The organism is Methylocystis parvus OBBP, from assembly GCF_027571405.1.
Lineage (GTDB): Bacteria > Pseudomonadota > Alphaproteobacteria > Rhizobiales > Beijerinckiaceae > Methylocystis > Methylocystis parva.
Genome location: NZ_CP092968.1, coordinates 2326612 through 2350965 on the forward strand (window position 1 = coordinate 2326612; position 24354 = coordinate 2350965).

The window sequence follows — 24354 nt, forward strand, 5'->3', positions numbered from 1 at the left end:
TCGTTCCCGCCGTCCGGCGCAACGGCAAACTCGCCCTTGCCCTGCCCTCTTCATGAAGAAAGAGGAGTTCAACAAGAGCCAGCCGCCGGCGATGCTTCGCCCCCGTCAACCGCGCGCTTTGGAGCGGCGCGCTCTGCGGCGAGCGTAAGATAAACCGCGGGCAACACGAACAGGGTGAAGAGCGTTCCAATTGACAAGCCGGAAGCGATGACAAGCCCGATATTGTAGCGCGAAGCCGCGCCGGCGCCGCTCGCCGTGATCAGCGGCAGAACGCCGAGCACCATCGCCGCGGTCGTCATCAGAATAGGCCGCAGACGGATCGAGGCGGCCTCGATGATCGCCTCCCGTCTTCCCATGCCGGCGAGTTGCAGCTCGTTGGCGAACTCCACGATCAATATGCCGTGCTTGCTGATCAGGCCCATGAGCGTCACAAGGCCGATCTGCGTGTAGATGTTGATGCTGGCGCCGCCGAAACCCAGCATGATGAAGACGAGCGCGCCGGCGATCGACATCGGGACCGAGACGAGAATGATCAAGGGATCGCGATAGCTTTCAAACTGCGCGGCGAGCGCGAGGAAAATAATGATCAAAGCGAATCCAAAGGTGGTGGCGAAGCCGCTCGATTCCTGCACGAATTGGCGCGAGGGGCCGGCATAGTCGACGACATAGCCGGGCGGCAGCACGCGATTTGCGATCTCGCGCAGGGTCTGAAGCGCCTCGCCAATGACGACGCCCGGCGCGGGGACGCCGGAAATCGTTACGGCGTTCGCTTGCTGAAAGTGGTTGAGCGATTCCGGCTCGGTCGTCGAACGAAACGTCGCAATGGTCGACAATGGCGCCGACGTCCCGTCGCCCACCTTGATGTAGTAGTTCAGGATCTGGTCCGCGTTCAGGCGGAATCTCTGCGCGACCTGCGGGACGACCTTGTATGAGCGACCGTCGAGGTCGAAATATTGCGTATAGCCGCCGCTCAACGCCATCGTCAGAGCGCCGCCGACATCGCTCATCCTGAGGCCGAGCTGAGCGGCCTTTTCGCGGTCGACGACCAGCGACGCCTGCGGCTGGTCGATTTTAAGATCCGTGTCGAGAAACATGAATTTTCCGGTGGCCACCGCCTGCGCCAAAAGATCGCGCGTCGCCACATCCATTTTCTCAAAGGAGTCGGGGCTCTGCAGGACGAACTGGATCGGAAGCCCCATCGCCCCGGGCAAGGGCGGCTGCTGGAAGGCGACGATGCGCAACCCGGCGACATCGGCGAGTTCGCTTTGGATGCTGTGCTGAAGCGTCTCCGCGTCGGTTTTGCGCTGATTCGTCGGCTTCAGCACCATGCCCGAGAGATTCATCGCCAACGAATTGATCTGGAAGACGCTCTGCGTTTCAACATGCTTCGCGAGGATCTGGTAGACTTGGTCTCCGTAGAAAAGCTTCTGTTTCAATGTGGCGTTCGGCGCGGCGGTCGATTGCGCGAGGATAAGGCCCTGGTCTTCGCCGGGCGCGAGCTCGTTCTTGGAATTGGCGTAAAGCCAGAAAATGCTGAGGAACACCAAGGCGCCGAAAGCCAATGTCACCGGCGCATGCCGCAGCACGGCCGCAAGAAGACGGCGATAGCGTTCGCGAAGGCGGTCCATCGTCGCGTCGATGACGTCGACGATGCGCGCTTCCCATGTTTCGGCGCCGGAATGCGGGGCCTTGAGGATTTTCGCGCAACTGACGGGTGAGAGCGTAAGGGCGACGACAGCCGAGACTGTGACCGCTCCCGCCAGAGTGAAAGCGAATTCGACGAACAGCGCGCCGGTAAGTCCGCTCTGGAATCCGATCGGGACATAGACGGCGATCAACACGATCGTCATGGCGAGGATCGGTCCAGTGAGCTCTCGGGCCGATTGCCGCGCCGCGTCGAAGGGCGCCATTCCGTCGGCGAGATGGCGATTGACGTTTTCGACCACGATGATGGCGTCGTCGACGACGAGGCCGATCGCCAATACGAGCGCGAGCAAAGTCAAAAGATTGATCGAGAAGCCGAAGGCGACGAGGACGGCGAAGACGCCGACCAGGGACAGCGGAATCGCCATCACCGGAATCGCCACCGAGCGCCATGACCCGAGAAACAGAAACACGACGGCGATGACGATCAAGACCGCCTCCACCAGCGTATGGATCACCTCGTCAATGGCGCTGTTCACGAAGTCGGTCGAGTCGTAGACGATCTCGCTCGACAACCCTGCGGGCATGGCCTTCTCGATCTCGGGATAGACCTCCTTCACGCCTTTGATCACCTCGAGAAGATTCGCCGTCGGCGCAATCTGGATGCCGATATAGACAGCCTGCTTTCCATTGAAGGCGACCGACGAGTCATAATCCTCCGACCCCAGCGTTACATTGGCGACGTCCCTGAGCTTCAAATTGGCGCCGTTGACCTGCTTGACGACGAGATTTCGAAATTCTTCAAGCGAATGCAGCGACGTCGAAGCGGAGAGGTTGACCTGAACCATTTCTCCCTTGGTCGAGCCGAGCCCCGCAATGTAATCATTGGCCGCGAGCGCCGCGGAGATTTCGGCGGCCGTGAGGCTGTAGGCGGCGAGCTTCTCGGGATCGAGCCAAGCGCGCAGCGCGAATGTCTTGCCGCCGATGAGTTCGGCGGTCTGCACGCCGGGCACGGATTGCAGCCGCGGCTGCACAATGCGGATCAGATAGTCGGTGACCTGGCTCGGAGAGAGAATGTCGCTGTTGAAGCCGATATACATGGCGTCCGTCGTCTGCCCGATCTTGACGGTGATGACGGGACGCTGGACGGCGCTGGGCAATTGATTGAGGACGGAGTCGACTTTCGTGCTGATCTGGGTCAGCGCCTTGCCGGAATCGAAATTGAGCCGCAGATAGGCGGTGATGGTGCTCGCGCCGATCTGGCTTGTGGAGGTCAGGTAGTCGATGCCGTCGGCCTGGGCGATGACGTTTTCGAGGGGCGTCGTGACGAAGCCCGCGACCGTCGCCGGATCCGCGCCGAAATATTGCGTCGAGATGGTGACCACGGCGTTTTGGGTGCGCGGATATTGCAGGACCGGCAATATGCTGAGCGAGCGCAGGCCGAGCACCAGGATCAGCAGACTCACAACGGTGGCGAGAACCGGTCGACGAACAAAAATGTCTGTGAAGGACACGGCCTGCTCTCTCCTCAACGGTCTACGGGTTTCGGATCGGGGTCGACGGACGGCTTGGGGGCGTCGCTGATCTTGAGCGGCGCGCCGTTCCGAAGCTTCATCTGGCCGGCAGTCACCACCAGCGCCCCAGCTTTGAGCCCCTCAATGACGGCGATCTCATCGCCGCGCGTCGCGCCGAGCCGCACGAATGTCTGCCGCGCGACGGGACCGCCGCTCGCCGCATCCTTACCTGTCGGCGGATCATTTTGGGCCAGGAAAACCGAAGCTCCATAAGGCGCGTGGACGATCGCCGTCTGCGGCACGGTGACAAGACGCTCAGCCTTGCCGATGGCGACCTCGACGGAGGCGAACATGCCGGGTCGCAGTTTGTGGTCGGCATTGGCGAAGGACGCGCGTAGCTGAACGTTTCGGCTCGCCTGGTCCACTTTGGCGTTGATCGCCGCGATCCGACCGACGAAACGCTGGCCGGGATAGGCGTCGACCGTGGCGGAAGCGCTTTGGCCGACCGCGAGTCCATTGAGATTTTGCTGAGGCAGCACGAAATCCAGGAAAAGCTCATCGAGGGCCTGCAGCGTCACCACGACAGTTCCAGCGCTCAGATATTGCCCGATATCGACCGAACGAATGCCCAGGCGCCCGGCGAAAGGCGCGCGCAAGGTCTTTTGGGCGATCACCGCCTCCTGCTGCGCGACGTCAGCCTTGGCGCTCCTGAGATTTGCGAGGTCGGAATCGACGGTCGCCTGGCTCACGGCCTTGAGCTTGAGCTGCGCCTGGTCGCGGCGAAGGTTGATTTCGTTGAGCTCCGCCGTCGCCTTCAACGATTCCAGCCGAGACCTGTCGGTGTCTTTCCGGAGTTCGAGAAGAACCTGTCCAGCGCCGACGTCCTCGCCCGAACGAAACAGAATTTTCTCCACGACGCCGGAGACCTCCAGCGCCAGATCGGCGCCGCTGACGGCGCGAAGGGTGCCGATCGCCGAGAGCGTCGGCCGCCATTCCTCCAATTTCGCGGTCGCGATCGCAACCGTCTGCGGCGGATTGGCCATTGAGGCGAGAAACCGCGCGATCATCATCGATCGAAAAACAGTGAAGCCGTAAAGGCCGCCAAAGATGACGGCGACGCTCGCCAGCATGATCAGCATGGGTCTGAGCGACGGCTCGACGCGGTCTTTCGAAATTATTCTATTGAGCATCGACAGTTTTCCCCGCCTGTGCGCGGATGGCCGCCGCAATTGGCGATGTGGCCACGAGATCGGTTGGCTTGGCGCGCGAAGCCGGCGTTTCGTCATTGCGATTCCACCAGCCGCCCCCCAGGGCTTGCAGAAGCGCCACCGTGTCGGAAAAGCGCGCGGCCTGCGCCTTCACGCGGTTCAGACGGGCGGTGAGCAGGCTTTGCTCGGCATTGATGACGGTCGGGTAGGTTGTCGAACCGGCGCGATACTGGATTTGGGCGATCCGGAAACTCTCCGCCGCGGCGCTTTCGGCCGCGGTCTGCGCGCGGAGCGTGGCGGCGTCGTGCTTGATCGCCTGAAGCGCGTCCGCGACGTTTTGGAACGCGGTAAGAACTGCGCCCTGATATTGGGCCGTCGCCTGTTCGAAAGCGGCGACCTTCGCCTCGCGCTTGTGGAACAATCCGCCGCCGTCGAAAGCCTGGTTCGAGAGCGAGGCTCCGAAATTATAGGCCATGGTATGGGGCGAGAAGAGCTGCGTCGGCGTCAAGGCCAGACTGCCGCCCGTCGCTGAGAGCGTAAGTTGCGGCAACATGTTCGCGGTCGCGACGCCGACATTGGCGCTGGCCTGATGCAACTGGCTTTCGGCGGCGAGAATGTCGGGACGCTGGCGCACCAGCTTCGAGGGGAGGCTGAGCGGCAACGTCGCCGGCAAATGCAGTTTCTCGAGTTCGATCGCCTCGCCTTTGTCGCTGTTGGGGAAGCGGCCCAGATAGGCCATCAACTGGTTGCGCGTTTGCGCACGAGCCTTTTGCAATGGCGGCAACGATGCTTCCGCCTGGGCGAGCAGGGCGCGTTCCGAGACGACGTCGGCAAGACTTACGGCGCCGAGTTCGAATCGCTTTTCGAGGATGTCCAGTTGGGCGCGATAATCGGCGACGAGCCCTTGCGTGACCTTGATCTGCTCGGCGTAAGAAGCGTCGGCGATCGCCGTCGAGACGACGTTGGCGGTCAAGGCAAGATAGGCCGCCTCAAGCTGATAGCGCTGATAATCGACCGAGGCGGCGTCGCCTTCGACAGTGCGGGCCGTCTTGCCGAAGACATCGGGCGTAAAGGAGACGGCGACATTGGAGTTGTATAATGTGTAGAGAGTCTTGAAACCCGAATTCGAGTTCGACGAACTGCCGTATTGCGCCGGCGAGAGCTGCTGCCGGGTGACCGAGTCGGTAGCGGTCGCGGAAGGCAGGAAGGACGCGGCGTCCGCCTCCAATGTTTCGCGCGCCTGACGCAACGCCGCCTCGGCCGCAGCGATGTTCGGATGATTCTCGACCGCCTCGTCGATGAGCGCGGAGATTTGCTTCGAGTGAAAGAGCCTCCACCATTCGCCCGGAACGTCGCGGCCCATTTGAAGCTGTTGCGCGCCGCCGACCCTCCCCGCCTCGCCTTGGCCGCCCGTCGACAGCCTGCGGACATATCCGGCCTCGAAGGGCGCGGCGGGTGCGGCGAAATCCGGCCCGACGGCGCATCCTCCCAGTGAAGCCGCGACAGGGGCGGCGGCGAAAGCGCCAAAGCGAAAAATAGCGCGCCCGGCGAACGAAGCCGGTCGCGATTCAGTTTGAAGCCGCGCGCCTTTTCGAGGCGGCCGTTCTCGGCAAAAGAGCGCGTGCCGCCGCAAATCTCTTGTGAAACATGAATATACGCGCCGCATCGACCTCTATCCACGAGTAAACTGAACCGTTTAGTTTTGAAAATATGCTGCTGCGCAATCGCCAAGTCAAGGCTAAACTGAACGGATCAGTTCGGTTGAGCCGCTCCTCCTCCGGGAATGCAATTTCAATCGGCTCGTCATATTGAGAACCATGAGAAAAAGGGCGGCCGGCTCGCGGACGACGGAAGCCGATGGTTTGGATGGAGAAAAAACCAATGGACGCGAGCGGCGTTTTTGCTTGGATCACACGCTATGATCGGATCGTCTGACGAGCCGGCGAACGCGCCGGAACCCCCGATGGGCCGCAAGGAGGCCCAGATCATCAACGCGGCGCGAAGCGCGTTTCTGGAACAAGGATTCGCGGAAACCAGCATGGAGGGCATTGCGCGCGCCGCGAATGTGTCGAAGGCGACGCTTTACGCCTATTTTCCCAGCAAAGAAGCCATGTTCAGCCATTTGATCGAAATCGAATGCGAGCGAAAACGCATTCTTTTCGGCCAACCGTCGCTTGAGGACGGCGTCGACGCGGCTCTTCGCACTCTGGGCAAGAAATTCGTCAGCCATTTTTTGGCGAAAGACGCGACGAAATTTTTCCAGACAATGTCCAGCGAACGCGCGCGCTTTCCCGAACTCTGCCGGCTCTATTTCAACACCGGGCAGAAGAATGTTCTCGACTTCGTCGCCGAACTTCTCGAAGAGGCCAAATCGCGGGGCCTTCTCTCCTTCGAAAACGCGCATCTCGCCGCAAATCAATTCCTCAATCTGGTCTTATCCGACCTGCCGATGCGGGTCGCCCTTGGCCTCGATCTCCCAAGAGAGGAGGAAGCTCAGAAAGTGCTGGATTCGGGCGTGACGGTGTTCTTGAGGGCTTATCTTTGCTCGCCGGTCGAGACGGATGCGCGCGTTCAAAGCGCGCCTGGCGTCGACGCGGGTTGAGGGCATTTGGAATGTTGCGTTTGTCCCCCTGAGAGCCCGCGCCAGGGGATTGCGCGCAACCATTTCGGCTCAATCCATTCCGTCGTCCAAATCCTGGATATTTGAGCGCGCTCAACTGGACGGCCATGCCGAGTTGATTGCGAGCGCCGCGCTTCGACAAAACAAAATCGCCGCGTCCCATGGCCGCCGCGGCGAACGCAAGCCCGTCGTGACTGCCGAAAAGCTGATCCGCGCCCACGCCCATCGTCGTGACCAAAGAGTCAAAGATGATCCGACTCGATTGGTGGCGTCCTTGAAATGGCCGGCGATTGGCCGTACATTAGGTCAGGAGAATGACCATGCCAAATGCAACGTCCAAATCGGCCAGCGGACGCGCCCGAGCGGAGCGTTTGGAGGCGCGCGTCACTGCCGAGCAGAAGAGCCTGATCGAACGGGCTGCCGCCCTACAAGGGCGGAGCGTGACCGATTTCGTGCTGACCAGCGTCCAGGACGCCGCCCGCCGTGCGATTGAGGAGCACCACCAGCTCTCGCTCTCGGTTCGAGATAGCGAGGCCTTCGTCGATGCGCTCCTCAATCCGATCCCTGTCAACGACCGGCTGCGCGACACGGTACGTCGCTATCGCGCGAGAACTGGCGTTTGACGAGTGAGCGGGGAGAGAGAAGAGAAGATCCGCGTCGAGCCGCTGACGTCGAACCATGACCGATCGGGATTCGAGAGCGGAGTAGAGCCGCTCGACCGGTATTTTCGGACGCATGCCGGCCAGGACGCGCGGAAGAATATGGCGGCGCCTTTTGTCTTCGCGCTCCCGGACGGCGCGATCGCGGGCTACTACACCCTCTCGTCGACGTCCGTACAGCTCGCCGAGCTGCCGGATCAAACGCTGCGCAAGCTACCGAGATATCCGTTAGTGCCGGCTACGCTCTTGGGTCGGCTCGCAGTTGATCGGCGACACCAAGGGAAAGGTTACGGTCGCTTTCTCCTGGCCGACGCTCTCTACCGCGCCGCCCGGAGTGAGATTGCATCGTTTGCATTGCTCGTCCCAGCGAAGGATGACGGCGCCCGCCGCTTCTACGAGCGGGAGAGTTTTCTGCCATTCCCGGAACAGCCCATGAAGCTGTTTCGGCCGATGGCCGACATAAAGAGGCTCTTCGAATGAGCAGAGACGGAAACTGCGGGGGAATGGCCGGCGAGCATGTCCACTTATCGCGCGCTGGACGAAGCTCGCGCGGTCAGAACTGATAGCTGATCTCCCCGAAGACGGCGCGACGCGGCTGCAGGTAGAACTCGTAATATTTGAGGTCCGTCAGATTGGTGACGATGACGCTCGCCTTGACGTTACAGCAACAGGCGCAGTCGAAGCCGACGCAGCAGTCGAAAATCGAAGGCTACGAGATGGAGGAGAAGACTCGCGAAGCCGCGGCTCCCTCGGACAGCGAACCGCTCATCATCAGCGCGCCCGCACGGACAGAGGCGGCGCGTCGCGAGCGATACAAAGTAGTCAAGAGAAGCCTGAGCGTCCTCGCCAAGCGTTACGGCGTCAACCCGCGCCAGCGAAAGGCGGGATGCGCGCGATCGCCGAGATGGGCGCCCGCGACGTTTAATTCGGAAACGCGCTTAGTCGTTCAATTTGCGCTCACGCAGGCGCCCAAGCTTGCTTCGACGCGAGCTTTTCGGCCTGAGCGGCGGCGCGCAGCCGCGCAGGGCGATTTTCGAGGCCGCTCCAATAGGCTTCGAATTCGGGACGCTTGTCGATCACGCCAAACCGCAGCCCAAAGCCGATCATCGATCCGACATAGACGTCGGCCGCCGTGAAAGCGTCGCCGGCGATATAACGGCGCCCCGCCACGGCCCTGGCCAGCGTGTCCATCACGGCGGCGTAGGAGCCGTAGCCGAAGCGCCGCTGCATGTCCTGCGTCGCCGGATCCCAGCCGACGGAATGATTGCTCATCGCCGGCTCCACGCAGCCAGCCGCGAAAAACAGCCAGCGATAATAATCGCCGCGCGCGGCGGGCTCCGGCGCGAGGCCGGCCTGCGGAAAGGCGTCGGCGAGATAGGCGCAAATCGCGGCCGCTTCCGTCACCACCGTCTCGCCATGTCTGATAGCCGGCACCTTGCCCATCGGATTGACGGCCAGATATTCCGGCGCCTTCATCGTCGTTCCGTAATCCTTGATCTCAATCGCGTAAGGCGCGCCTGTCTCTTCGAGCATCCAATGCGCGATCATGCCGCGCGACTGCGGATTGGTGTAGAAAACGAGTTCCTTCGCCATGGGATTTCCTTTCAGATTTGCCGGTGCGGAACGACCATAGGCGAGCATGCCGTCAGTTTCTGTCAGCATGTTTTTCCGCCACTCCTTCACCAGCGTTTGGCGACGACGCGACGGGCGCGTCTCCAGAATTTTCGCCGTTTCGATCCGATCGGCGCGGAAATGACGGAAATCTCGTCGCAACTCGCACCAGCCGGCCAGAACGCGAGTGGATTCGAAGAATCCGACCGCGACGGGCCAAATCACGCGTTCCGTTCGCGCGCCCTTTTCGTCGCGATAGCAGATTGCGAGCTTGCGTTCTTCACGCAAGGCTCGGCGCAGCAATTTCAATTCGACATGTTGCGGCCTCTCCCAGCTGGGGCCGACGATGAGCGCGTCGTCCTCCAACAGCGGCTTCAGTTCCGGAGGCAGGACAGCGGCGATTTTTGTCACGGCGTTGCGGGCTGCATCGGACAATCCCTCATCCGTGCGCCGCGCCACCCATTTGGCGCCAAGCGCCAGCGCTTCGATTTCTTCTTCGGAGAACATCAGCGGCGGCAGCAGAAAGCCGGGGCGCAGCACGTAGCCGACGCCCGGTTCGCCGTCGATCCCCGCCCCCATCGCCTGCAAGGCGGCAATGTCGCGATAGAGCGTGCGCAGGGAAACGCCCGCCTCGCGCGCAAGCTCCGCCCCGCTCACAGGCCGTCGGCGGCGGCGAAGCATCTGCAGGAGTTCGAACAATCGATGCGTGCGGGACATGGCGGCAGGATAGCATGGGATCCTGTCAAATTCTGGCAGTAGGAAAAGGTCCGCCTCTAAGTTCCCTCGCCAGACTGGCCATGTTTGGGATTACGGCGGGAGCTCCAGGTTCGAGGACGCTTCAAGAGCGGCGATTGCGCATTCGACATGGAGATCCTCAGTTACAGCCTGGCCTCCGTCACGGGCTCGCTCGGGCCGTTGAGCGCTTCCGGAAGGAGCAAAAGCGGGCCCATTCAACCAGCCGGAAGTCTATGTTTGATGCGCAAAAAAAAATTCCGCCAAGCATGTCACGCTCCGGATGGCTGTCTTGTCATGACTTTGGCGACGCCCTGTCGAAGGAGTTTACGATGGCCAGTCATGAAATCGCGAAAATTGACGCCGAAGCCGCCTGCTTGACGCTCATCAATGTCTACGAAGTGGAGCCAGAAAAGCAGGCCGACCTTGTGCGTCGGCTGTCCGAGGCGACCGATACGGTCATCCGCCGGCAACCGGGCTTCGTCTCGGTCAGCATCCACAGCAGTATGGATGGCAAGCGGGTGGTGAACTACGCCCAATGGGCCTCGAAAGAAGATTTCGAAAGCTTCATGAAGAAGCCTGAAACCCAGGAACAGTTGAAGCAATTCGCGGCCCTTGCGAAAACCATATCGCCTGTTCTTTGCAAGGTGAATGGCGTCCACGCGGAATGATCGTCAAAGAGCGTCAACTCGACATGCCAGAAACGAACCCCGACACGGTCTTTGCGCGCCAGCGTCCGCGATTGGTTCGGCTCGCCTACCGGATGTTGGGAACGGTCGTGGATGCGGAGGACGTGGTTCAGGACGCCTGGCTGCGCTGGCTCGCGACGGATCAAAAGGCGGTGCGCGAGCCGGCCGCCTTTCTGCGCACGATCGTCACGCGCCTTTGCCTGAACGAACTCAAATCCGCCAGGCGCCGGCGTGAAATCTATATCGGACCATGGTTGCCGGAACCGATCGTCGAGCCGGAAGGCGCGGAAGAGGGGTTCGACGACATCACGCTGCCATTGATGGTGGCGCTGGAAAGCCTGTCGCCGCTCGAACGGGCGGCCTTCTTGCTGCACGACGTGTTCGGCGCCGGCTTCGATGAGGTCGCCGAGGCGATAGGTCGCGAAGCGGCGACCTGCCGGAAGCTCGCCAGTCGCGCACGAGAACGTCTTCGCGCGGCCCGGCCGCGATTTCCAGTCACCAGGGAGCGCGGCCTCAGGATCGCTTCCGCCTTCTTCGCCGCATCCCGAAGCGGCGACATGGAAACGCTGCGATCGCTGCTGGCGGAAGATGTCGTCGCCTATGCCGACGGCGGCGGCAAGGTTCCCGCGTCGCCGCAGCCGCTGGTCGGCCTTCATATGGTGCTCAAGCGCCACGCAGCCCTTGCCCACGACTTCACCGTGAGCCCGTCCCGACTGATCCGCTATGGCGTCATTAACGGCTTGCCGGGTTTCATCACGGTCGAGGCCGGCGACATCCTCCAAACGACAGCCTTGCAGATTGAGGATGGGAAAATCGTCGACGTTTACGTCACCCGCAATCCGGACAAGCTGGGCATCTGGCAAGCGAAGAAGTTTGTGGAGGGCGCTTTCCGACCTTCTGAAATGCGGCTGCTGTGGCGGCGGACTGTCGATGAAGGATCGCGATCACGGCCGGGTCAGGATCCATTGTTCGACGATGCGGGAGGCCGGACCTGCTCGAACCGGAAGATTTTCTATCTCGACGAAATCGAGAAAGCAGTCCTGGCGGGCTTGCAGCACTGAGAAGGTGAAGGCCCAGCCCACCGCTCGTAGCTCCTGAATTTGGTCTGCTTCTGAATCACACCAGGATTCCGAGAACCAGAAACTTTTTCAGCAGCCTGCTAGGACAAGGCGCGATCATGCGCGTCGAAGATTATCTCCTGCGTCTCGCGCGGGTAAGCGAACGCTCTCAGCGCGTCTGGACGAGCGTCGAAGCCGGCGCGTCGGAATAATGGGTCAGCCAGCCGACCGCTACGATGATGAGGCCCATGGCCGCGAAGAAGGCGAAGGCGGGTTGGACGCTGTGAAAGTCCGGGAGAAAGGCGACGGCCAGCAGAGCTGGGCCGACGATCCTCTCCACCCAGCCATGAATCGAGAATGGCAGCCGGCGAATGAGCCCGAGCGGAAAATCGGTGATGAGCGTCATGGCGAGATGAACGGCGGCCAGCAGCCAAGCGAGCATGGCGGGAATTCCGCCGAAGCCGAGAACGGTCGGCGCGGCCAGAAACAGAACCACCGTCAGATAATCCAGATAGCCATGCGCAAGCGGCGTGATGCGTTTCATAATTTTTCCTCCCGATCGGAACGGATAACGTGAAACGCTTAGGACCTTGCGCTTTTCCTGTCTGTCATCCCGATTACAAAGCCGGCGATTTCCCTACTGGACCGATCGGAGGGCGGCGTGGTTGACGCAAATCAGATCGCGCCGGTAGTCGAGCGCGCCGCGGCGTCGCAAGGCGCTCATGATCTTGGCCACGACGGGACGGGTCGCGTGGACGAGGTCGGCGATGTCCTGCTGGGTGAGCGGGATTTCCAGCGAATAGCCATGCGCGCAAGGCGCGCCGAACATGAGCGCCAGCTCGTAAAGCGTCTCGACGATCCGGACCTCGACCGTCTTCGTTTCGTGGTCGATCAGCTTGCGCTCCGCCCGCTCCCGAGCCGTCTCGAGCCCGGCGTTGAGAAAGGCCGCGAAATGCGGATCATCGCTAACGAGGCGGGCGACCTCCGCCGGCGCCAGCCTGACGAGGCGGACCTCGCCAATCGCGGTTGCGGCGCAATTCGACGTCTTGGCCGACGAAACGCCGCCGAACAGGCTTTCCGGCCCTAGCACGGCGATCGTCAGTTGGCGGCCCTGATCGGTGACATGCGAAAGCTTTACGGCGCCGTTCAGCAGGCAAAACAGTCCAACGAACTCGTCCCCCTGCGCGTGGATCGTCTCCTTATCGCGAAAAGCCATGACGAGCAGCGACGGCGCGAGCCGCCGCCATGCCGCAATTCTCTCTTCCGCCGGCATAGGTCCCGCTCCGCAATCCAGGGCCGCATCGGAGGACCTTCCTATCACTCGCGCCGCCGGAGGGGCTGTGGCCGGCGCGCCGCCTTCGGAGCTCCGCCAAAGCGCGTCCTGAATTTTGCAGTTCGTCCCGAAACTTTTGCAGAGGGTCCCGACGTTCTCTTGCGAGCGCCTCTCGCGTTCAGGGTTCGATGAATAATAGAAGCGCAATTCATATGTAACATATTTCCCGCTCACGGCGAAGATGACCAGGCAAGCTTGTTTCTGGATCTTGCAAAGCGCCCCTGGGCGCTCATTCAATTTGGGAGATCAAGATGACGACACAAGCCGCCGCGAGCGCTCTTGCCGCCGCCGCCTTCGCGTTCGCGCTTTCCGGAGCCGCTTCGCCGGCGATGGCCAAGGAGGCGAAAAAGACCGTGCAATGTTTCGGGATCAACGCCTGCAAGGGCCTGTCAGCGTGCAAGACCGCGGAAAGCGGCTGCAAGGGCCAGAATAGCTGCAAAGGGCATGGGTGGCTGCCGGCAAAATCCAAGGAAGCCTGCGAAGCGCAGGGCGGCGCGCTCGGCTAAATCGCGCGCGAGCGGGCGGCGCATTCGTCGTCCGCTCGGCGTCGCATCCGTTCCGCTTCCCTTTATTCGTCGAGAGCGCCATGGAGCCTTCGAGCATGCTCGGATTCGGTCTGGGACTTCGTCCTCGCTATTATGACGCGAAGCCGCGGGTCGACTGGTTCGAGATCATCACGGAGAACTTCCTGGTTCCCGGCGGAAGGCCGCTCGCCATGCTCGATCGCATTCGGGCCGATTACCCGGTCGCCATGCATGGCGTTTCATTGTCGAGCGCTTCCACCGCTCCCTTGGATTTCGACTATTTGCGCTCGGTGAAAGACTTGTCCGACAGAATTGATCCGGCCTGGGTGTCGGATCATTTGTGCTGGACGGGCGTGCATGGCGTCAATCTTCACGACCTCCTTCCAGTCCCCTACACATTTGAAGCGCTCGACCATGTGGTCGAGCGGGTTTTGAGAGTGCAGGACATTCTGAAGCGCCGTCTCATTATCGAGAATGTCTCGAGCTATCTGACGTGCTCCTTCTCACAAATGTCGGAACAGGCGTTCATCGCCGAAATGGCGCGACGCACGGACTGCCGGCTTCTTCTCGACGTAAACAATGTTTTCGTCTCGGCCTTCAATCATGGCGCCTCGGCTGAGGCGTTTGCAGTGGCTCGGCGACGGCTTGATTTCGAGAATTATGCTGAGATAGGTGCGCGAAGCGATGAAGCCTGAATGAGATATTTTGCCGATGATGAGGCGGTTTCGTCCGCCCCCGACGCGGCCGACAAGGCGAATTTCGGCGACGCCCGAAGAAAAGGCCGATGGACAGGACCAGACTGACGGCGCAGCCCTTTATGTCTCCATCCTTATTCTACGCGCGGCCCGACACGCAGACACTTGGTTCTTCGTTCGTCCAAGACGCAGCGTTACGCGCAGGCTAAGAAACTTGGGCTCGACCTGAGAGGTCCAGTCGCGTAACGAATGGGCGGCCTCCACGAAGGACAAGGTAAGGCGGATGGGATCGCCCGAGATCGAAAAGGAATGGGCCATGCTGATGCGCTCCGCTTTGGACGGAGACTCCGGGGCCTACCGGCGATTATTCGTTTCGCTCGCCCCCTTCCTGCGGGCGATGACGCGACGCAATGGCGCGCGCATCGGCATTCGCCACGACGAGACGGAAGACGTCGTTCAGGAGATTCTTCTCGCGCTTCATCTGAAGCGGCACACATGGGACCTGGAGCGTCCGATCGGACCTTGGATCATGGCGATCGCGCGCAATAAGCTCATCGATGCGCGGCGCCGGCGCGGGAACAGAGTTTTCGTTCAAATCAACGAGTTCTCGGAATTCCCGGCCGACGACAAAGATGGCGATCCCGCCGCCCGCAGCGATATAGACCGCCTGTTGGAGAAATTGACGGACAAGCAACGGGACCTTGTAAGATCGCTATCGATCGAAGGCCGATCGGTGGAGGAGACCGCTCGTCGCCTGAACATGAAAGAAGGCGCCGTTCGCGTTGCGTTGCATCGGGCGATCAAGGCGTTGGCGGCTCTCTACCGGAACAGCGACCAATGAAGACGGACGATCTGATAAACGCGCTTGTCGCGGATGCAGCGACCCGGAAGCCACGGCTCGGCCGCGTTTTCGCCGGCGCCCTCGTCGCGGGGACGGTTGTCTCGGCGCTCATATTCTTTCTGTGGATTCATCCTCGCGCCGATTTCCTTCAGGCTGCGACGACGGCGCGCTTCATGTTCAAATTCATCGTCACCTCGCTTCTCGCAATCAGCGCTTTTGGATTAACGATGCGCCTCGCCCGTCCCGGCGCGCCGCAAGGCCTGTGGGGCGCCGCCTGGCTGGCGGCGCCGGCGCTATTGCTTCTTGCCGTAATTGCCGAGCTTTATGTGTCGCCTCCAACCCTTTGGGCGCCGCGACTCATCGGCGTCAATGCGCGTTTTTGCCTTGCGCTCATCCCTTTGCTTTCGATCGCGCCGCTTGCCGGCGCCTTATTGGCGCTACGGGAAGGGGCTCCTACCCGGCCGCGTCTCGCCGGCGCTTTCGCCGGCCTTCTGGCCGGCGCGATTGCGGCGACGCTCTACGCCGCTCATTGCACGGATGACAGCCCGCTTTTCGTCGCGGCCTGGTATTCGATCGCGATCGCGATCGTAACGCTAGCTGGGGCTTTGATTGGCTCACGATTTTTACGCTGGTGAGGCCGCTCATCTCATGAGCGGCTCATCTCATTTTGATAGAAGCGCCTTTGGAGCCCAAACGGTTTTGAGCGTAGCCGGATGGCGAGTGTCTCAAAACACGAGTTACCGCAAGTCAGCTCGCGCTCAAGCCCAAACGCCTAAAGGAGCTTACCGGCTCGGTAGAGAAGCGATCCGACCCACATGACGAGCGCCAGGTAATAGAGCGCCCAGCCTTCCGCTGGCGGAAACCAGCGCGAAACGGTGCGGAAATGTCGCATGTACCATTCGCTGCCGAAATGGACCACAATATTTGCCCCGATCGCGTCGAGGAGAAGGACGAAGAAAATGATCGCTTCGATGCTCATAGGCGATCTCCCGTGTTGCGAATCTGAGGCGCGCTTCTCGCTCTTTCAGAGATCGCTTCACCCGCAAAGGCTTGACGTCGATGCGATCTCGGCGAGAGGTAATTATATATAACGCCGACGCTGCCCAGGAGGACGACGGGGGCGCCCGACGCGTCGATGGAGCCTGATTTTCTCTGGATTCCAGGCGATCATCCGCTGAACGGCCAAACGAACCGCCGCGCGCTGTCGCCAAAAAGACAGTTGCATGTCGATTGGCGCTTTCTCGTCGGGATCAGCGGCTCCGGCGAATTGCAGCAGGAGCCGGTAGAACCAGTTACGCACGCGGCGCGGCTCGAAATTCTCGATAAGGTCCGTGAGAATGAGCGTCTTGGACTGCCGATGGAATCTCTTGCATCGTTCGATGCGTTCGCGAAGCGGAGGCAAGGCGCTTGTCAAGTTTTTCAATCATCCTTCTCCCTGCGCAAGAATGTGGATGGCGGATGCGCCGAGCGCACCCGCCTTTGTTCCCCACGTCCCGCATCGGTCTCCAGCCGATTTCGGAATTCAGTTGCGCACGCGCGTTACCGTGCTCACCTGCCCTGTGCGAATTTTTCGATGGCGTTCACAAAGTTTTCGGGTATTCGCCGGATGCGTTTCGCCATAGCAGCCGGAGAAGCCGCGATGGCGCTAAGGAGCAAGACTGTTTTGTTGAATACGAGAGTGGAACGAACACTTCTCATGTCCATCCTTTCTCCGGGTGTTTCGGCTAGCCTAATGCCAGCGATGTCAGCCCAGGTGCGAAATGACCGGGGCAAGGGAAACCACGGCGAAAATCAACGCGATCCCACCGAAAATCCACACCAGACCCTTTATGCGACCGCTCGCGCCGCTGCCGTTGCTTTTCATAGTGCGTCCGTTCTGTTCTCATGGCGTCATCACGGGCGATGTCGCATCGTGACACGATTAAATTATATCGTTACACGATACAATCGGCGTTTTGTCGCACCCTGTGGGATCGACGCCGGTGATGGTCATAAGATCGTAGCTCAAGCGATGGAGTCCCGCGCAGCGTCGGCGATAGGGCGCGGCCGGGTTTTCAGCAGATAGAGCGTGCCGAGATTACCGGCAAGGAGCAGCGGCCAAAAGGCCCACTCTGCGATCAGTCGAGATCGTCGGGAAAGAACAGGAGCAGTGAGAGAATGAGCTGAAAGCGCGACGCTCCGCATGGCGTTTCCGGCCAGATCATCTTCATCCGTAATTTAGTTCCTGCGAAACGCCGTGACGTAGAATGATCGAGCATCGACATGGGCCGATTGAACCGCGGCCGCATCGCCATTAGCAGGAGGATCAGCAGGCTGAGGAAACCAATCTCGACATAGGCCGAGCGCGAAATCTAGCCGTCGCTTTCCATCAAATGGACAGCTCTACTGACCAAGTCTCATCAAAATCCGAAGAGCAAAATCTTCAAAAAAAATGCGGCTTGCCGAGCAACAGCCAAGCAAGCCGCCAAGTTAGTCAGATAGAGCGTCATATGTAGGCGGAGGTTCTTTCGTATGATAAAGAACATGCCTGCGGTCCTTCGCGCCGCCAAGCCATAACATGGCGATGCAATTCGATACTAGCGCAGCAATATTTCTAGTTATAAATCTATCGTTGCTAAAACATATAATACTTTGTCTTCATTAATGTTACAATGACAAACGCAAAAATATAATCGCTAGCTAGGACGAGCGCAACGGCGAGCAACAGCTCTTTCATATACGGCAAGCTCATGCCGGCTTCACATGATTAAAGCCTACCTGGAGCAGCCGATTTTCCGTCATGGTTATCGAAATTGTTTCCTTCACATTGCAAGGCGTCGACGGTCGCGTCGTCGCCTTGCAAATCTCCCATGTCGGAATCCCCAAGACACGAAAAAACGAATATTAGCCCTTCATGAGGCTTTCTTGCTCATGTTCCGGAAGAAGACGCCAAACGCTACGGCTCCAATCAGCGAGAAAAACGCATATATAACGATGTCACGACTCGCAGTTTCGCCAACCGAGAACGGAAAGCGAGAGACATATGCCTTTTTCCCGTCATCGCTAACGGCCTTAACAAGGCCAATATATTTCCCCTTGTTGATGAAGTTGTGTTCGAAGTTCAACGTGCCGGTCATATATTTTTTTGGCGGCACGAAGGTTTCGGTGTTCTGCTCGAGATTTTCATTATCGTCCTTTTGACCGACGTCGCGCAGCACACGCATCTCGATCGCCATGTCGCGAAGTTCGTCTTGTTGTGCATCCAGCACGATAATTGTCGATCCAACATCCGGAATGTCATCGCAGAACTGCTCTCGGGACTTCTGTGGTTGGTACCCCGTGAAACTCATCGTGTCAGGACCAATTTTCATGATGCACTGGCCCTGATCCAAGCTCACGCCGCCATGCGCCTCCGCCTGGGCGATAAACCCAACCATGCTGACAGCCGCCGCCATTAGAAGCTTAGCGAACACATTGCCTCTCCGCTCTTTTTTCGCCACGAAAGCGCAAACGAATCCAATGGAGGCTCTCATTGCGTCCACAACGAGCCTCGGACCCATTGGGAGCCATCCTGCTGGGAAAGCAGCTTATATCGTGGAACGATATATTACAATGCCGGCCGTAAATTTTCTGAGCGCCAAGGAGAGCGCCAAGGAGGTTGCAGCTTGAGCTTCCCGGCGCGTCTAGAAATAATTGCCATTTTCTGTTTTAATCACACGCTTAACAATCGCGTCGATTATGAGAAACAATCGAAAGGAGATGCTCGTGGCGGCGTCGACCACCAAAGTGCGCGAATCGGCCAAGAAAAACGAATCAGCTCCGACCAAGGACGAATTGGAGGCCCTCGCTAATTTTCGCCGCGCACTCCGCCGCTTTTTGGCGTTTAGCGAACAAGCGGCGGCGGAGCTGGGACTTACCATGCAATGGTATCAGGCCCTCCTGGTTATAAGGACCTATCATGATGGGGCGCCAATCAATGTCGGCGAACTCGCCGAGGAACTCATGATTCGCGACCATAGCGCCGCGGAACTTGTCTCGAGGCTCGTTGCGGCCAACTTGGTCCGACGGAAAACCGACGCGGAGGACCGGCGGAGATCGCTTCTTATAATCACCTCTAGCGGAGACCGCTGCCTTGCGAGGCTGGCCTCGGTGCATCTCGCTCGGCTGAGGGAAAATAAGGATGCGTTTATGAATCTCTTCGACATGGGAACGTAACAGGGCCGAAGTTCATTATGAGCGGTCTGCTTGAAAATGCGGACATGTGAAAACAGTATCATTGATAAGATTTTGCATGGGTTCGTCATTGGCGGCAAATATAGTGTTTGCGCTCCGAAAACTATTGGCGACAAGAGTTTGTTGTATGCGTGCGGTAACGCCTACAATGAATATTTGCTTTTCCGCTGCGCTCGCTCTCTGTGGCTGATAAGGGAAGCGAAGGCGGCCGCCGATCCTCCAATTTCTGGAAGGGGGCGTCCGCCGAGCGCTAAAATCGCAAATCCTCCGAGCGGAGTTTCTGTCGCTCTCTCGGCTATCGTGCGCGTTGGCGAGGTTCGACGGCTTCGCCTTCTGCCGCGGGATACTCGGTAGATTGCAGTACATCGTAACACGATATAATATCGCCCCGATGACCCACTTCGCAAACCCTTGCTGGAAGCACGTCCATTCGTCGCCGAAGAAGAAGGCGTCCGCAGAAACCGGCGGCGGTGTCGAGCTGCGGGCTTAACGGCAAAGGCAAGCCGAGCGTATTTTCGAGCCGGCGGGAAAGCCGGCCGCATTAGGGAGAGAAGCATGATGATCAAGCGGCGTGATCTTTTGGCCACTGGCGGCTCCGTGCTGGCTGGCGCGTTCATGGGCGTCTTCGTTCCCCTTCGCGCCGCCAAGGCGCATGAATATGACGTCGGCAAGCTCAAGGTCGAGCATCCCTGGCTGCGCGCGCCGGCCGACGGCGAGAAGAACGCGACCTTCTACGCTTTTCTGCACAATAATGGCGACACGCCGGACAAGCTCATCGCCGTCAAGGTCGAGAAGTTCGAAAAGGCCGTCATTCACGGCGACCCGAAGAATCCCGACGCCGAAACGCCGATCGTTCTTCCGCCGAAAACCACGGTGACGGCGGCGCCGGGGGGCGTCTATGTCGCGCTCATCGGCGCCAAGAAGCATCTGGAAGTCGGCTGGGGCCTTGAAATGACGCTCGTCTTCGAGAAGGCCGGCGAAGTCGTCATCGACGCTGCGATCGACGCGCCGGACGCCAAGCACGCCCATGACGCGGAGGCGATGGAGCGTTGGGAAAAGGCTCACAACAAGGACACGTCGGGCCCGAAGGACGCCGGCCATGACGCGGATCAGGGTCATCAACACCATAACAATATAGACAAAGCCCAGTAAGAAAACGCACGGCTGGGAAGGGCGATATACGCCCTTCCTCCGCTTCTTCGGTGGCGCTGCCGCCTCAAAAAGAACGACGCGCACGGAAGAACGCGCGTTTCGCATTCCAGCTTCTTCTGGGATCAGAGGTCCACGCTGACGAGAAGTCGCGAAAATTCGTTAATGACGTAGAGGAACTTGTTCATCCTCTTATTACCACAGTCGAGAACACATAGCCCGCAGAACGCACGGTCTGGATAAGTTGTGGAACTTTGGGATCTGCCTCGAGCTTTTTGCGTAGTCGGCTAATTAAAATGTCTATGCTGCGTTCAAAGGGCCCTGATATCGGGCCGTGCATCATGTCGATAAGCTGGGTTCGCGTCAAAACACAATGTGGATTCTCGCAAAATATCTGCAAAAGATCTTTTTCGGCTTCGGTTAACAGCACTTTTGATCCACAGGGCATGAGCGCCTCACGTCTGAAGACATCGAGACGCCAACCCGCGAACCGATAGCACCGGAGTCTCTCAGCGACTTCTACTCCTCCCGACCGAAACACCCGCCGCAAGACAGAGCAAATGCGTGCGAGAAATTCGCCGATTGAAAGGTTTTGTGACGTAGTCGTCCGCGCCCATTTCGAGGCCGATAATCTTATCAACGTCCTCCGATTGGGCGGTATGATTACGATGGGCAAGCGGCCTTTGTCTTCATTTCGGAGCCGCCGACAAATTGACAGGCCGTTTTCGCCAGGTAGGTTGAGATCAAGGATGAGAAGGTCAAATTCCCGCGCAGCGAGCTGCGAGTCCATAGCGACGCCATTGTCAACGACGGTGACTGCGAATTGGTTCATCTCCAGATATCGTACAGGACAATCAAAAGGAGCGGATGTCGACGATAGCGACCACGCCAAGATCGCAAGCTCGGCAGGACGCGCCGGCTCAAGCCAATTGATAGCAATTTCAGAGTGTGGCATGCTCCGCATATGTTCATCCGCAGCGAAATTTCCTACGCCATTATGCTCTCCGTTCTCGTTGCGGCGTTGGTAATCGGCCTGTGGCTAGCTTCCGGCTAAGCGATCACCTGCCGCCCGTCGCTGAGAGGGCCTGCGATCGTCAAAACGAATGCGCCCCGCATCTGGCGTCGGGGCGTTTTGCTTGCATGGCGCGCCACATCCTCGTCCTATGCTGCGACGAATTCGGCTTGAACGTCTTCGGGCCAGGCGCGAATGGCCGTGCGGCAATGAAGGGCCGTCAACCCTTGACTCAAAAATGAAACGCCACGCCCGCCGCCGCCAGCGTATGGAAACGTTCGTAGGCGGCGAGCGCAACCTCCTTGAAAGTCGCGTCGTCAGGGACAGAGAGAAGCGCCTTCGTCTCTCTCGCGATCGGGCGCCAGCCAAGGGCGTCTAGATTAGGCCGCGTTTCTGCGATGTTCACAGATTGGACGTCAAAGTTCAATCGCTTAAAAGGGACGGATCGGGACAAGGCTGCGCAAAGAGGATGACGGCGAGCACGGGTTATGACAGACGACGAAGTCTCGGCCGACGAAGAAGACGGCGCCCCGAAAAAAGGCCGGTGGCCCACGCCTCGCGACAAAAAGGATCACAGCGCCGCGCTGCGCGCCGAAATCGCAACCATGCTGCGAGACTCGGGCAATGCTTGGACAACGGCTCAAGACATTGTGGCCGCCTTGAATAGCCAGGCGCGTTGCCTGCTCCCCGGCGGGGGCGCAATCAGCGAGTTCCACGTGCGTCGACAGACCCGCAACTATTCGAGCCTGTTTGAACGACAGGGTTGTCGGGTCCGACTTCGGGAAGCCCCTCGAGGCGAGGCGGAACCCGCTGCGGCTGGGAACCAGAACCCTGAATTCGAGGAGTGAGGACCGAGGCTTAGCTAAGAAGCCCGGGTTTCTGCATCGTGAGACGCGCGGCGCGGGCGTCAGATTCAAGAAACGGGCTGGAAACAGCAAAACGTCGTGGAGCGAGTAAATTTGGACGCCTCAAAGAACATTGTCTTCAGACAGGGAGGGCGGCAGGTTCCGGGTCGTCCTCTATCGTCCAGGGACCTGCCTTCAGATTCGCGCGTGCGCAACTGCGAAAGAGGGCGCGGCAATCAGTTCCCGCCAAGAGCCCACGCTTGGCTTTAATCGCCACGCCAGAGCGCTATCGCCTCGTTGTTCAACCCAAATTCTGTCGCCGGCAGCGGGAACATCTTCAGAATGCCTCGTGCTGAATCGCAGAGGCTGCGACCGCTTCAGACTGAAGCCGATCCCTCACTTCCTGAAATGATAAAATTAGCCGCTGTTGATGGTCCATGATCCACATATGGGCGGCGTCCAATTGCAATCTACTCCGCGCGGCTTCGAGCGCCGCTTCGATTGTCCAGAATTCGCGGTCCACCGTGAAAGGCTTGCCGTCTGAGACTTTTCGGCCTTGCAGATAAAAGCACATATTTGGCCTCTCTGCTTTTTTTAATCGAGGTTTTGTCCTGCCTGAATTGATTCATGATCTGCGCATCGAATGACGCATTCGCCCGCAGGGAGCGCGGGCAAATGCATGCATGTCCTCAAGCGCCGATCATACGACTCCTTTCTCATTCAGGAACGGACCGTAGAGTTTATCGATAGTGGGAATGTGATTCTTCAACCAGCCAACAACGAAATTTGCTGTTTCGCCCGTGACCTCCGCTTCGCCAGCGTGAAATTTCTTTTGCAAATCGAGACAAGTGGCGACGAGCTTATCGTGCTCGGCTTTATGGGCTGCAAACGCAGGATATTCGAATTTTGCGAAATTTGCTTCCTCTGCCGCGAAGTGCTTTGCGACATAGTCTATCAGAGCATCCAGCTGTTTCCCGATCGACGTGCGATCGCCAACGCCGACGGCGTCACCGAGTTTGTTGACTAACCGGAAGATCTCTTGGTGCTCTTGGTCATGGGCGCTTACGTTTGTCCCGAACTGCTCCTTATCCCATGTCATCAGCGACATCGCGTCTTCCTCCATAATTCGCTTAATCGGAGCAACAAAAGGCGAATTCGTCGCCCTGCGCCGGCGTCTGCGCACACGCGGACTCCGGGCTCCCTCTCGGGTTAGCCGATAAGGCCGGTAATGTTGTGGAGAACGAGGATGAATCCGGCGGCTACCGCGCCGACGACGGCGAGAGCTCGCAACAGTTCTTTGGCGCTATGGGCGGTCTGCATGTGCCTTCCTCCTGCGGACCCTTTGGCGGGCCTTGGCGGAGAAAGCCTATGACGGACAGATAAGCATCTCAACAATTAACCCATGCGACAAATATACGCATAATAAATATTGATTGAAATCAATACATGCGCCATCTGCTAAATAATCTCATTATTATCTGCAGAAGGATGCATCTAAACTTAGATAGAACAATTCTAATACTGACTATCAAGGTCGGGATCGCGCAACATTCAAACCACAAGCGCCGGCGCCGCGACGTATGTCACGTCGTTGTCGCCAGTTTCGGCGTGCATCCCGACGGAATGGCTGGAAGACGAGGATCAAGCGTTTGCGCTCGGAAAGAGCGGCGATCGTCAGCCTCGCTCGCAACTTTTGAGAAAAAAAAGCTCACAACGCTCTTGGAACATCTCGAACATGAGCCGGGCGACGTGGTTTGCGTCCCTTCGCGCGTTCGAGGAACCGCGCAGCGCCGGACCCACGATCGAACCGTCCTCGGCGTCGACGACGAGGGTCGGATGCAGATAGAGTCCGCCGCCGCCCTCGGATTTGACGACGGTCGTGTCCTGAATCGCCAGGATCGCGCGTCCTGCGCAACGCGCCGGGAAAGCAGAAAAGCCCCCCTTTTTTCCAGTCGTGCGTCGCCAAAGCGACCCAGCGTCGTCCGTCCATCCAATTCCTTCAAAAGAA

The 24354-nt window shown here is 59.3% G+C and carries 24 protein-coding genes and 1 pseudogene; 13 read left to right on the forward strand and 12 right to left on the reverse strand.

The genetic code is table 11. The annotated features are described in order from the left end of the window. Positions 1-68: 68 nt before the first annotated feature. From MMG94_RS11300 to MMG94_RS11315, 4 genes are read right to left on the reverse strand one after another with little or no spacing between them, the layout of a single operon-like run. Positions 69-3158 (reverse strand): efflux RND transporter permease subunit, encoded by a 3090-nt coding sequence (locus MMG94_RS11300; RefSeq protein WP_040579354.1) that lies wholly within the window; start codon positions 3156-3158, stop codon positions 69-71. A 14-nt stretch (positions 3159-3172) separates the two neighbouring features. Continuing rightward, positions 3173-4348, reverse strand: coding sequence for an efflux RND transporter periplasmic adaptor subunit (locus tag MMG94_RS11305; RefSeq protein ID WP_016920754.1), 1176 nt, complete (start codon positions 4346-4348; stop codon positions 3173-3175). Beyond that, positions 4338-6032 (reverse strand): efflux transporter outer membrane subunit, encoded by a 1695-nt coding sequence (locus tag MMG94_RS11310; RefSeq protein ID WP_081495682.1) that lies wholly within the window; start codon positions 6030-6032, stop codon positions 4338-4340. The genes MMG94_RS11305 and MMG94_RS11310 overlap by 11 nt, the downstream gene beginning before the upstream one ends. Next, positions 5935-6279, reverse strand: a complete 345-nt coding sequence (locus MMG94_RS11315) for a hypothetical protein (RefSeq protein WP_162129679.1) — start codon at positions 6277-6279, stop codon at positions 5935-5937. The genes MMG94_RS11310 and MMG94_RS11315 overlap by 98 nt, the downstream gene beginning before the upstream one ends. 5 nt (positions 6280-6284) lie before the next feature. Here MMG94_RS11315 and MMG94_RS11320 point away from each other — a divergent pair, with 5 nt between their 5' ends. The 3 genes from MMG94_RS11320 (at position 6285) to MMG94_RS11330 (ending at position 8125) form a co-directional block, all read left to right on the forward strand. Continuing rightward, positions 6285-6968, forward strand: coding sequence for a TetR/AcrR family transcriptional regulator (locus MMG94_RS11320; RefSeq protein WP_016920756.1), 684 nt, complete (start codon positions 6285-6287; stop codon positions 6966-6968). Between the two features lie 332 nt (positions 6969-7300). Further along, positions 7301-7609 carry a type II toxin-antitoxin system TacA family antitoxin gene (locus MMG94_RS11325; protein ID WP_020372458.1) on the forward strand — a complete coding sequence of 103 codons (309 nt, stop codon included), beginning with the start codon at positions 7301-7303 and terminating at the stop codon, positions 7607-7609. A gap of 3 nt (positions 7610-7612) precedes the next feature. Further along, entirely contained in the window at positions 7613-8125 is a 513-nt protein-coding gene (locus MMG94_RS11330; protein ID WP_016920758.1) for a GNAT family N-acetyltransferase, read from the forward strand. A 477-nt stretch (positions 8126-8602) separates the two neighbouring features. Here the strand turns inward: MMG94_RS11330 and MMG94_RS11335 are convergent, their stop codons facing one another. After that, the gene (locus MMG94_RS11335; RefSeq protein WP_016920759.1) at positions 8603-9973 is read right to left on the reverse strand and encodes an HTH domain-containing protein; all 1371 of its coding nucleotides are present in this window, start codon (positions 9971-9973) and stop codon (positions 8603-8605) included. A 251-nt stretch (positions 9974-10224) separates the two neighbouring features. On the opposite strand from MMG94_RS11335, the gene MMG94_RS11340 reads away from it, so the two are divergent. Both MMG94_RS11340 and MMG94_RS11345 read left to right on the forward strand, forming a co-directional pair. Beyond that, positions 10225-10659: an antibiotic biosynthesis monooxygenase family protein gene (locus MMG94_RS11340; RefSeq protein ID WP_016920760.1), complete on the forward strand. Its 435-nt coding sequence runs from the start codon at positions 10225-10227 to the stop codon at positions 10657-10659. 23 nt (positions 10660-10682) lie between these two features. Further along, positions 10683-11738 carry a sigma-70 family RNA polymerase sigma factor gene (locus tag MMG94_RS11345; RefSeq protein ID WP_169315518.1) on the forward strand — a complete coding sequence of 352 codons (1056 nt, stop codon included), beginning with the start codon at positions 10683-10685 and terminating at the stop codon, positions 11736-11738. A 166-nt stretch (positions 11739-11904) separates the two neighbouring features. On the opposite strand, the gene MMG94_RS11350 is transcribed toward MMG94_RS11345, so the two are convergent. Next, positions 11905-12279 (reverse strand): hypothetical protein, encoded by a 375-nt coding sequence (locus MMG94_RS11350; protein ID WP_016920762.1) that lies wholly within the window; start codon positions 12277-12279, stop codon positions 11905-11907. A gap of 93 nt (positions 12280-12372) precedes the next feature. Then, positions 12373-13008, reverse strand: coding sequence for a Crp/Fnr family transcriptional regulator (locus tag MMG94_RS11355; RefSeq protein WP_026016382.1), 636 nt, complete (start codon positions 13006-13008; stop codon positions 12373-12375). Positions 13009-13319: 311 nt separating this feature from the next. On the opposite strand from MMG94_RS11355, the gene bufA2 reads away from it, so the two are divergent. From bufA2 to MMG94_RS11375, 4 genes and pseudogenes are all read left to right on the forward strand, one after another. Continuing rightward, complete coding sequence (bufA2, locus tag MMG94_RS11360; protein WP_016920764.1) at positions 13320-13574, forward strand: BufA2 family periplasmic bufferin-type metallophore; 255 nt, start codon at positions 13320-13322, stop codon at positions 13572-13574. Positions 13575-13654: 80 nt separating this feature from the next. Next, a pseudogene (locus MMG94_RS11365) lies at positions 13655-14218 on the forward strand (MbnB/TglH/ChrH family RiPP precursor modification enzyme); the annotation flags it as partial. Positions 14219-14570: 352 nt separating this feature from the next. Continuing rightward, positions 14571-15128 carry a sigma-70 family RNA polymerase sigma factor gene (locus MMG94_RS11370; protein WP_016920767.1) on the forward strand — a complete coding sequence of 186 codons (558 nt, stop codon included), beginning with the start codon at positions 14571-14573 and terminating at the stop codon, positions 15126-15128. Continuing rightward, on the forward strand, positions 15125-15763 hold the full coding sequence (locus MMG94_RS11375) for an NrsF family protein (RefSeq protein WP_016920768.1): 639 nt from the start codon (positions 15125-15127) through the stop codon (positions 15761-15763). The genes MMG94_RS11370 and MMG94_RS11375 overlap by 4 nt, the downstream gene beginning before the upstream one ends. 137 nt (positions 15764-15900) lie before the next feature. Here MMG94_RS11375 and MMG94_RS11380 read toward each other — a convergent pair whose 3' ends face one another. Beyond that, entirely contained in the window at positions 15901-16107 is a 207-nt protein-coding gene (locus tag MMG94_RS11380; protein WP_016920769.1) for a hypothetical protein, read from the reverse strand. Between the two features lie 156 nt (positions 16108-16263). Between MMG94_RS11380 and MMG94_RS11385 the strand changes: the two genes are divergently transcribed. Beyond that, positions 16264-17193, forward strand: a complete 930-nt coding sequence (locus tag MMG94_RS11385) for a hypothetical protein (protein ID WP_154419813.1) — start codon at positions 16264-16266, stop codon at positions 17191-17193. Positions 17194-18019: 826 nt separating this feature from the next. On the opposite strand, the gene MMG94_RS11390 is transcribed toward MMG94_RS11385, so the two are convergent. Beyond that, the gene (locus MMG94_RS11390) at positions 18020-18562 is read right to left on the reverse strand and encodes a hypothetical protein (protein WP_040579360.1); all 543 of its coding nucleotides are present in this window, start codon (positions 18560-18562) and stop codon (positions 18020-18022) included. Positions 18563-18866: 304 nt separating this feature from the next. Here MMG94_RS11390 and MMG94_RS11395 point away from each other — a divergent pair, with 304 nt between their 5' ends. After that, positions 18867-19322 carry a MarR family winged helix-turn-helix transcriptional regulator gene (locus tag MMG94_RS11395; RefSeq protein WP_016920777.1) on the forward strand — a complete coding sequence of 152 codons (456 nt, stop codon included), beginning with the start codon at positions 18867-18869 and terminating at the stop codon, positions 19320-19322. 573 nt (positions 19323-19895) lie between these two features. Further along, the gene (locus tag MMG94_RS11400) at positions 19896-20492 is read left to right on the forward strand and encodes a copper chaperone PCu(A)C (protein WP_016920779.1); all 597 of its coding nucleotides are present in this window, start codon (positions 19896-19898) and stop codon (positions 20490-20492) included. Positions 20493-20673: 181 nt separating this feature from the next. Here MMG94_RS11400 and MMG94_RS11405 read toward each other — a convergent pair whose 3' ends face one another. Next, on the reverse strand, positions 20674-21453 hold the full coding sequence (locus tag MMG94_RS11405) for a winged helix-turn-helix domain-containing protein (protein WP_341870801.1): 780 nt from the start codon (positions 21451-21453) through the stop codon (positions 20674-20676). A 536-nt stretch (positions 21454-21989) separates the two neighbouring features. Here MMG94_RS11405 and MMG94_RS11410 point away from each other — a divergent pair. After that, the gene (locus tag MMG94_RS11410) at positions 21990-22349 is read left to right on the forward strand and encodes a hypothetical protein (RefSeq protein ID WP_016920783.1); all 360 of its coding nucleotides are present in this window, start codon (positions 21990-21992) and stop codon (positions 22347-22349) included. A 334-nt stretch (positions 22350-22683) separates the two neighbouring features. Here MMG94_RS11410 and MMG94_RS11415 read toward each other — a convergent pair whose 3' ends face one another. Further along, positions 22684-22920 carry a hypothetical protein gene (locus MMG94_RS11415; RefSeq protein WP_016920784.1) on the reverse strand — a complete coding sequence of 79 codons (237 nt, stop codon included), beginning with the start codon at positions 22918-22920 and terminating at the stop codon, positions 22684-22686. 126 nt (positions 22921-23046) lie between these two features. After that, a complete protein-coding gene (locus MMG94_RS11420) occupies positions 23047-23454 on the reverse strand; it encodes a bacteriohemerythrin (protein WP_026016384.1) in 408 nt (135 codons plus the stop codon). Positions 23455-24354 lie beyond the last annotated feature (900 nt).

Excerpts from the sequence above, each read along its gene's own strand:
- MMG94_RS11305 (WP_016920754.1), bottom strand. The coding sequence starts at position 4,348 with ATGCTCAATAGAATAATTTCGAAAGACCGCGTCGAGCCGTCGCTCAGA.
- MMG94_RS11310 (WP_081495682.1), bottom strand. The coding sequence starts at position 6,032 with ATGCGGCGCGTATATTCATGTTTCACAAGAGATTTGCGGCGGCACGCG.
- MMG94_RS11320 (WP_016920756.1), top strand. The coding sequence starts at position 6,285 with ATGATCGGATCGTCTGACGAGCCGGCGAACGCGCCGGAACCCCCGATG.
- MMG94_RS11325 (WP_020372458.1), top strand. The coding sequence starts at position 7,301 with ATGACCATGCCAAATGCAACGTCCAAATCGGCCAGCGGACGCGCCCGA.
- MMG94_RS11335 (WP_016920759.1), bottom strand. The coding sequence starts at position 9,973 with ATGTCCCGCACGCATCGATTGTTCGAACTCCTGCAGATGCTTCGCCGC.
- MMG94_RS11340 (WP_016920760.1), top strand. The coding sequence starts at position 10,225 with ATGTTTGATGCGCAAAAAAAAATTCCGCCAAGCATGTCACGCTCCGGA.
- MMG94_RS11345 (WP_169315518.1), top strand. The coding sequence starts at position 10,683 with ATGCCAGAAACGAACCCCGACACGGTCTTTGCGCGCCAGCGTCCGCGA.
- MMG94_RS11350 (WP_016920762.1), bottom strand. The coding sequence starts at position 12,279 with ATGAAACGCATCACGCCGCTTGCGCATGGCTATCTGGATTATCTGACG.
- MMG94_RS11355 (WP_026016382.1), bottom strand. The coding sequence starts at position 13,008 with ATGCCGGCGGAAGAGAGAATTGCGGCATGGCGGCGGCTCGCGCCGTCG.
- bufA2 (WP_016920764.1), top strand. The coding sequence starts at position 13,320 with ATGACGACACAAGCCGCCGCGAGCGCTCTTGCCGCCGCCGCCTTCGCG.
- MMG94_RS11370 (WP_016920767.1), top strand. The coding sequence starts at position 14,571 with ATGGGATCGCCCGAGATCGAAAAGGAATGGGCCATGCTGATGCGCTCC.
- MMG94_RS11375 (WP_016920768.1), top strand. The coding sequence starts at position 15,125 with ATGAAGACGGACGATCTGATAAACGCGCTTGTCGCGGATGCAGCGACC.
- MMG94_RS11380 (WP_016920769.1), bottom strand. The coding sequence starts at position 16,107 with ATGAGCATCGAAGCGATCATTTTCTTCGTCCTTCTCCTCGACGCGATC.
- MMG94_RS11385 (WP_154419813.1), top strand. The coding sequence starts at position 16,264 with ATGGAGCCTGATTTTCTCTGGATTCCAGGCGATCATCCGCTGAACGGC.
- MMG94_RS11390 (WP_040579360.1), bottom strand. The coding sequence starts at position 18,562 with ATGGCGGCGGCTGTCAGCATGGTTGGGTTTATCGCCCAGGCGGAGGCG.
- MMG94_RS11395 (WP_016920777.1), top strand. The coding sequence starts at position 18,867 with ATGCTCGTGGCGGCGTCGACCACCAAAGTGCGCGAATCGGCCAAGAAA.
- MMG94_RS11400 (WP_016920779.1), top strand. The coding sequence starts at position 19,896 with ATGATGATCAAGCGGCGTGATCTTTTGGCCACTGGCGGCTCCGTGCTG.
- MMG94_RS11405 (WP_341870801.1), bottom strand. The coding sequence starts at position 21,453 with ATGCGGAGCATGCCACACTCTGAAATTGCTATCAATTGGCTTGAGCCG.
- MMG94_RS11410 (WP_016920783.1), top strand. The coding sequence starts at position 21,990 with ATGACAGACGACGAAGTCTCGGCCGACGAAGAAGACGGCGCCCCGAAA.
- MMG94_RS11415 (WP_016920784.1), bottom strand. The coding sequence starts at position 22,920 with ATGTGCTTTTATCTGCAAGGCCGAAAAGTCTCAGACGGCAAGCCTTTC.
- MMG94_RS11420 (WP_026016384.1), bottom strand. The coding sequence starts at position 23,454 with ATGTCGCTGATGACATGGGATAAGGAGCAGTTCGGGACAAACGTAAGC.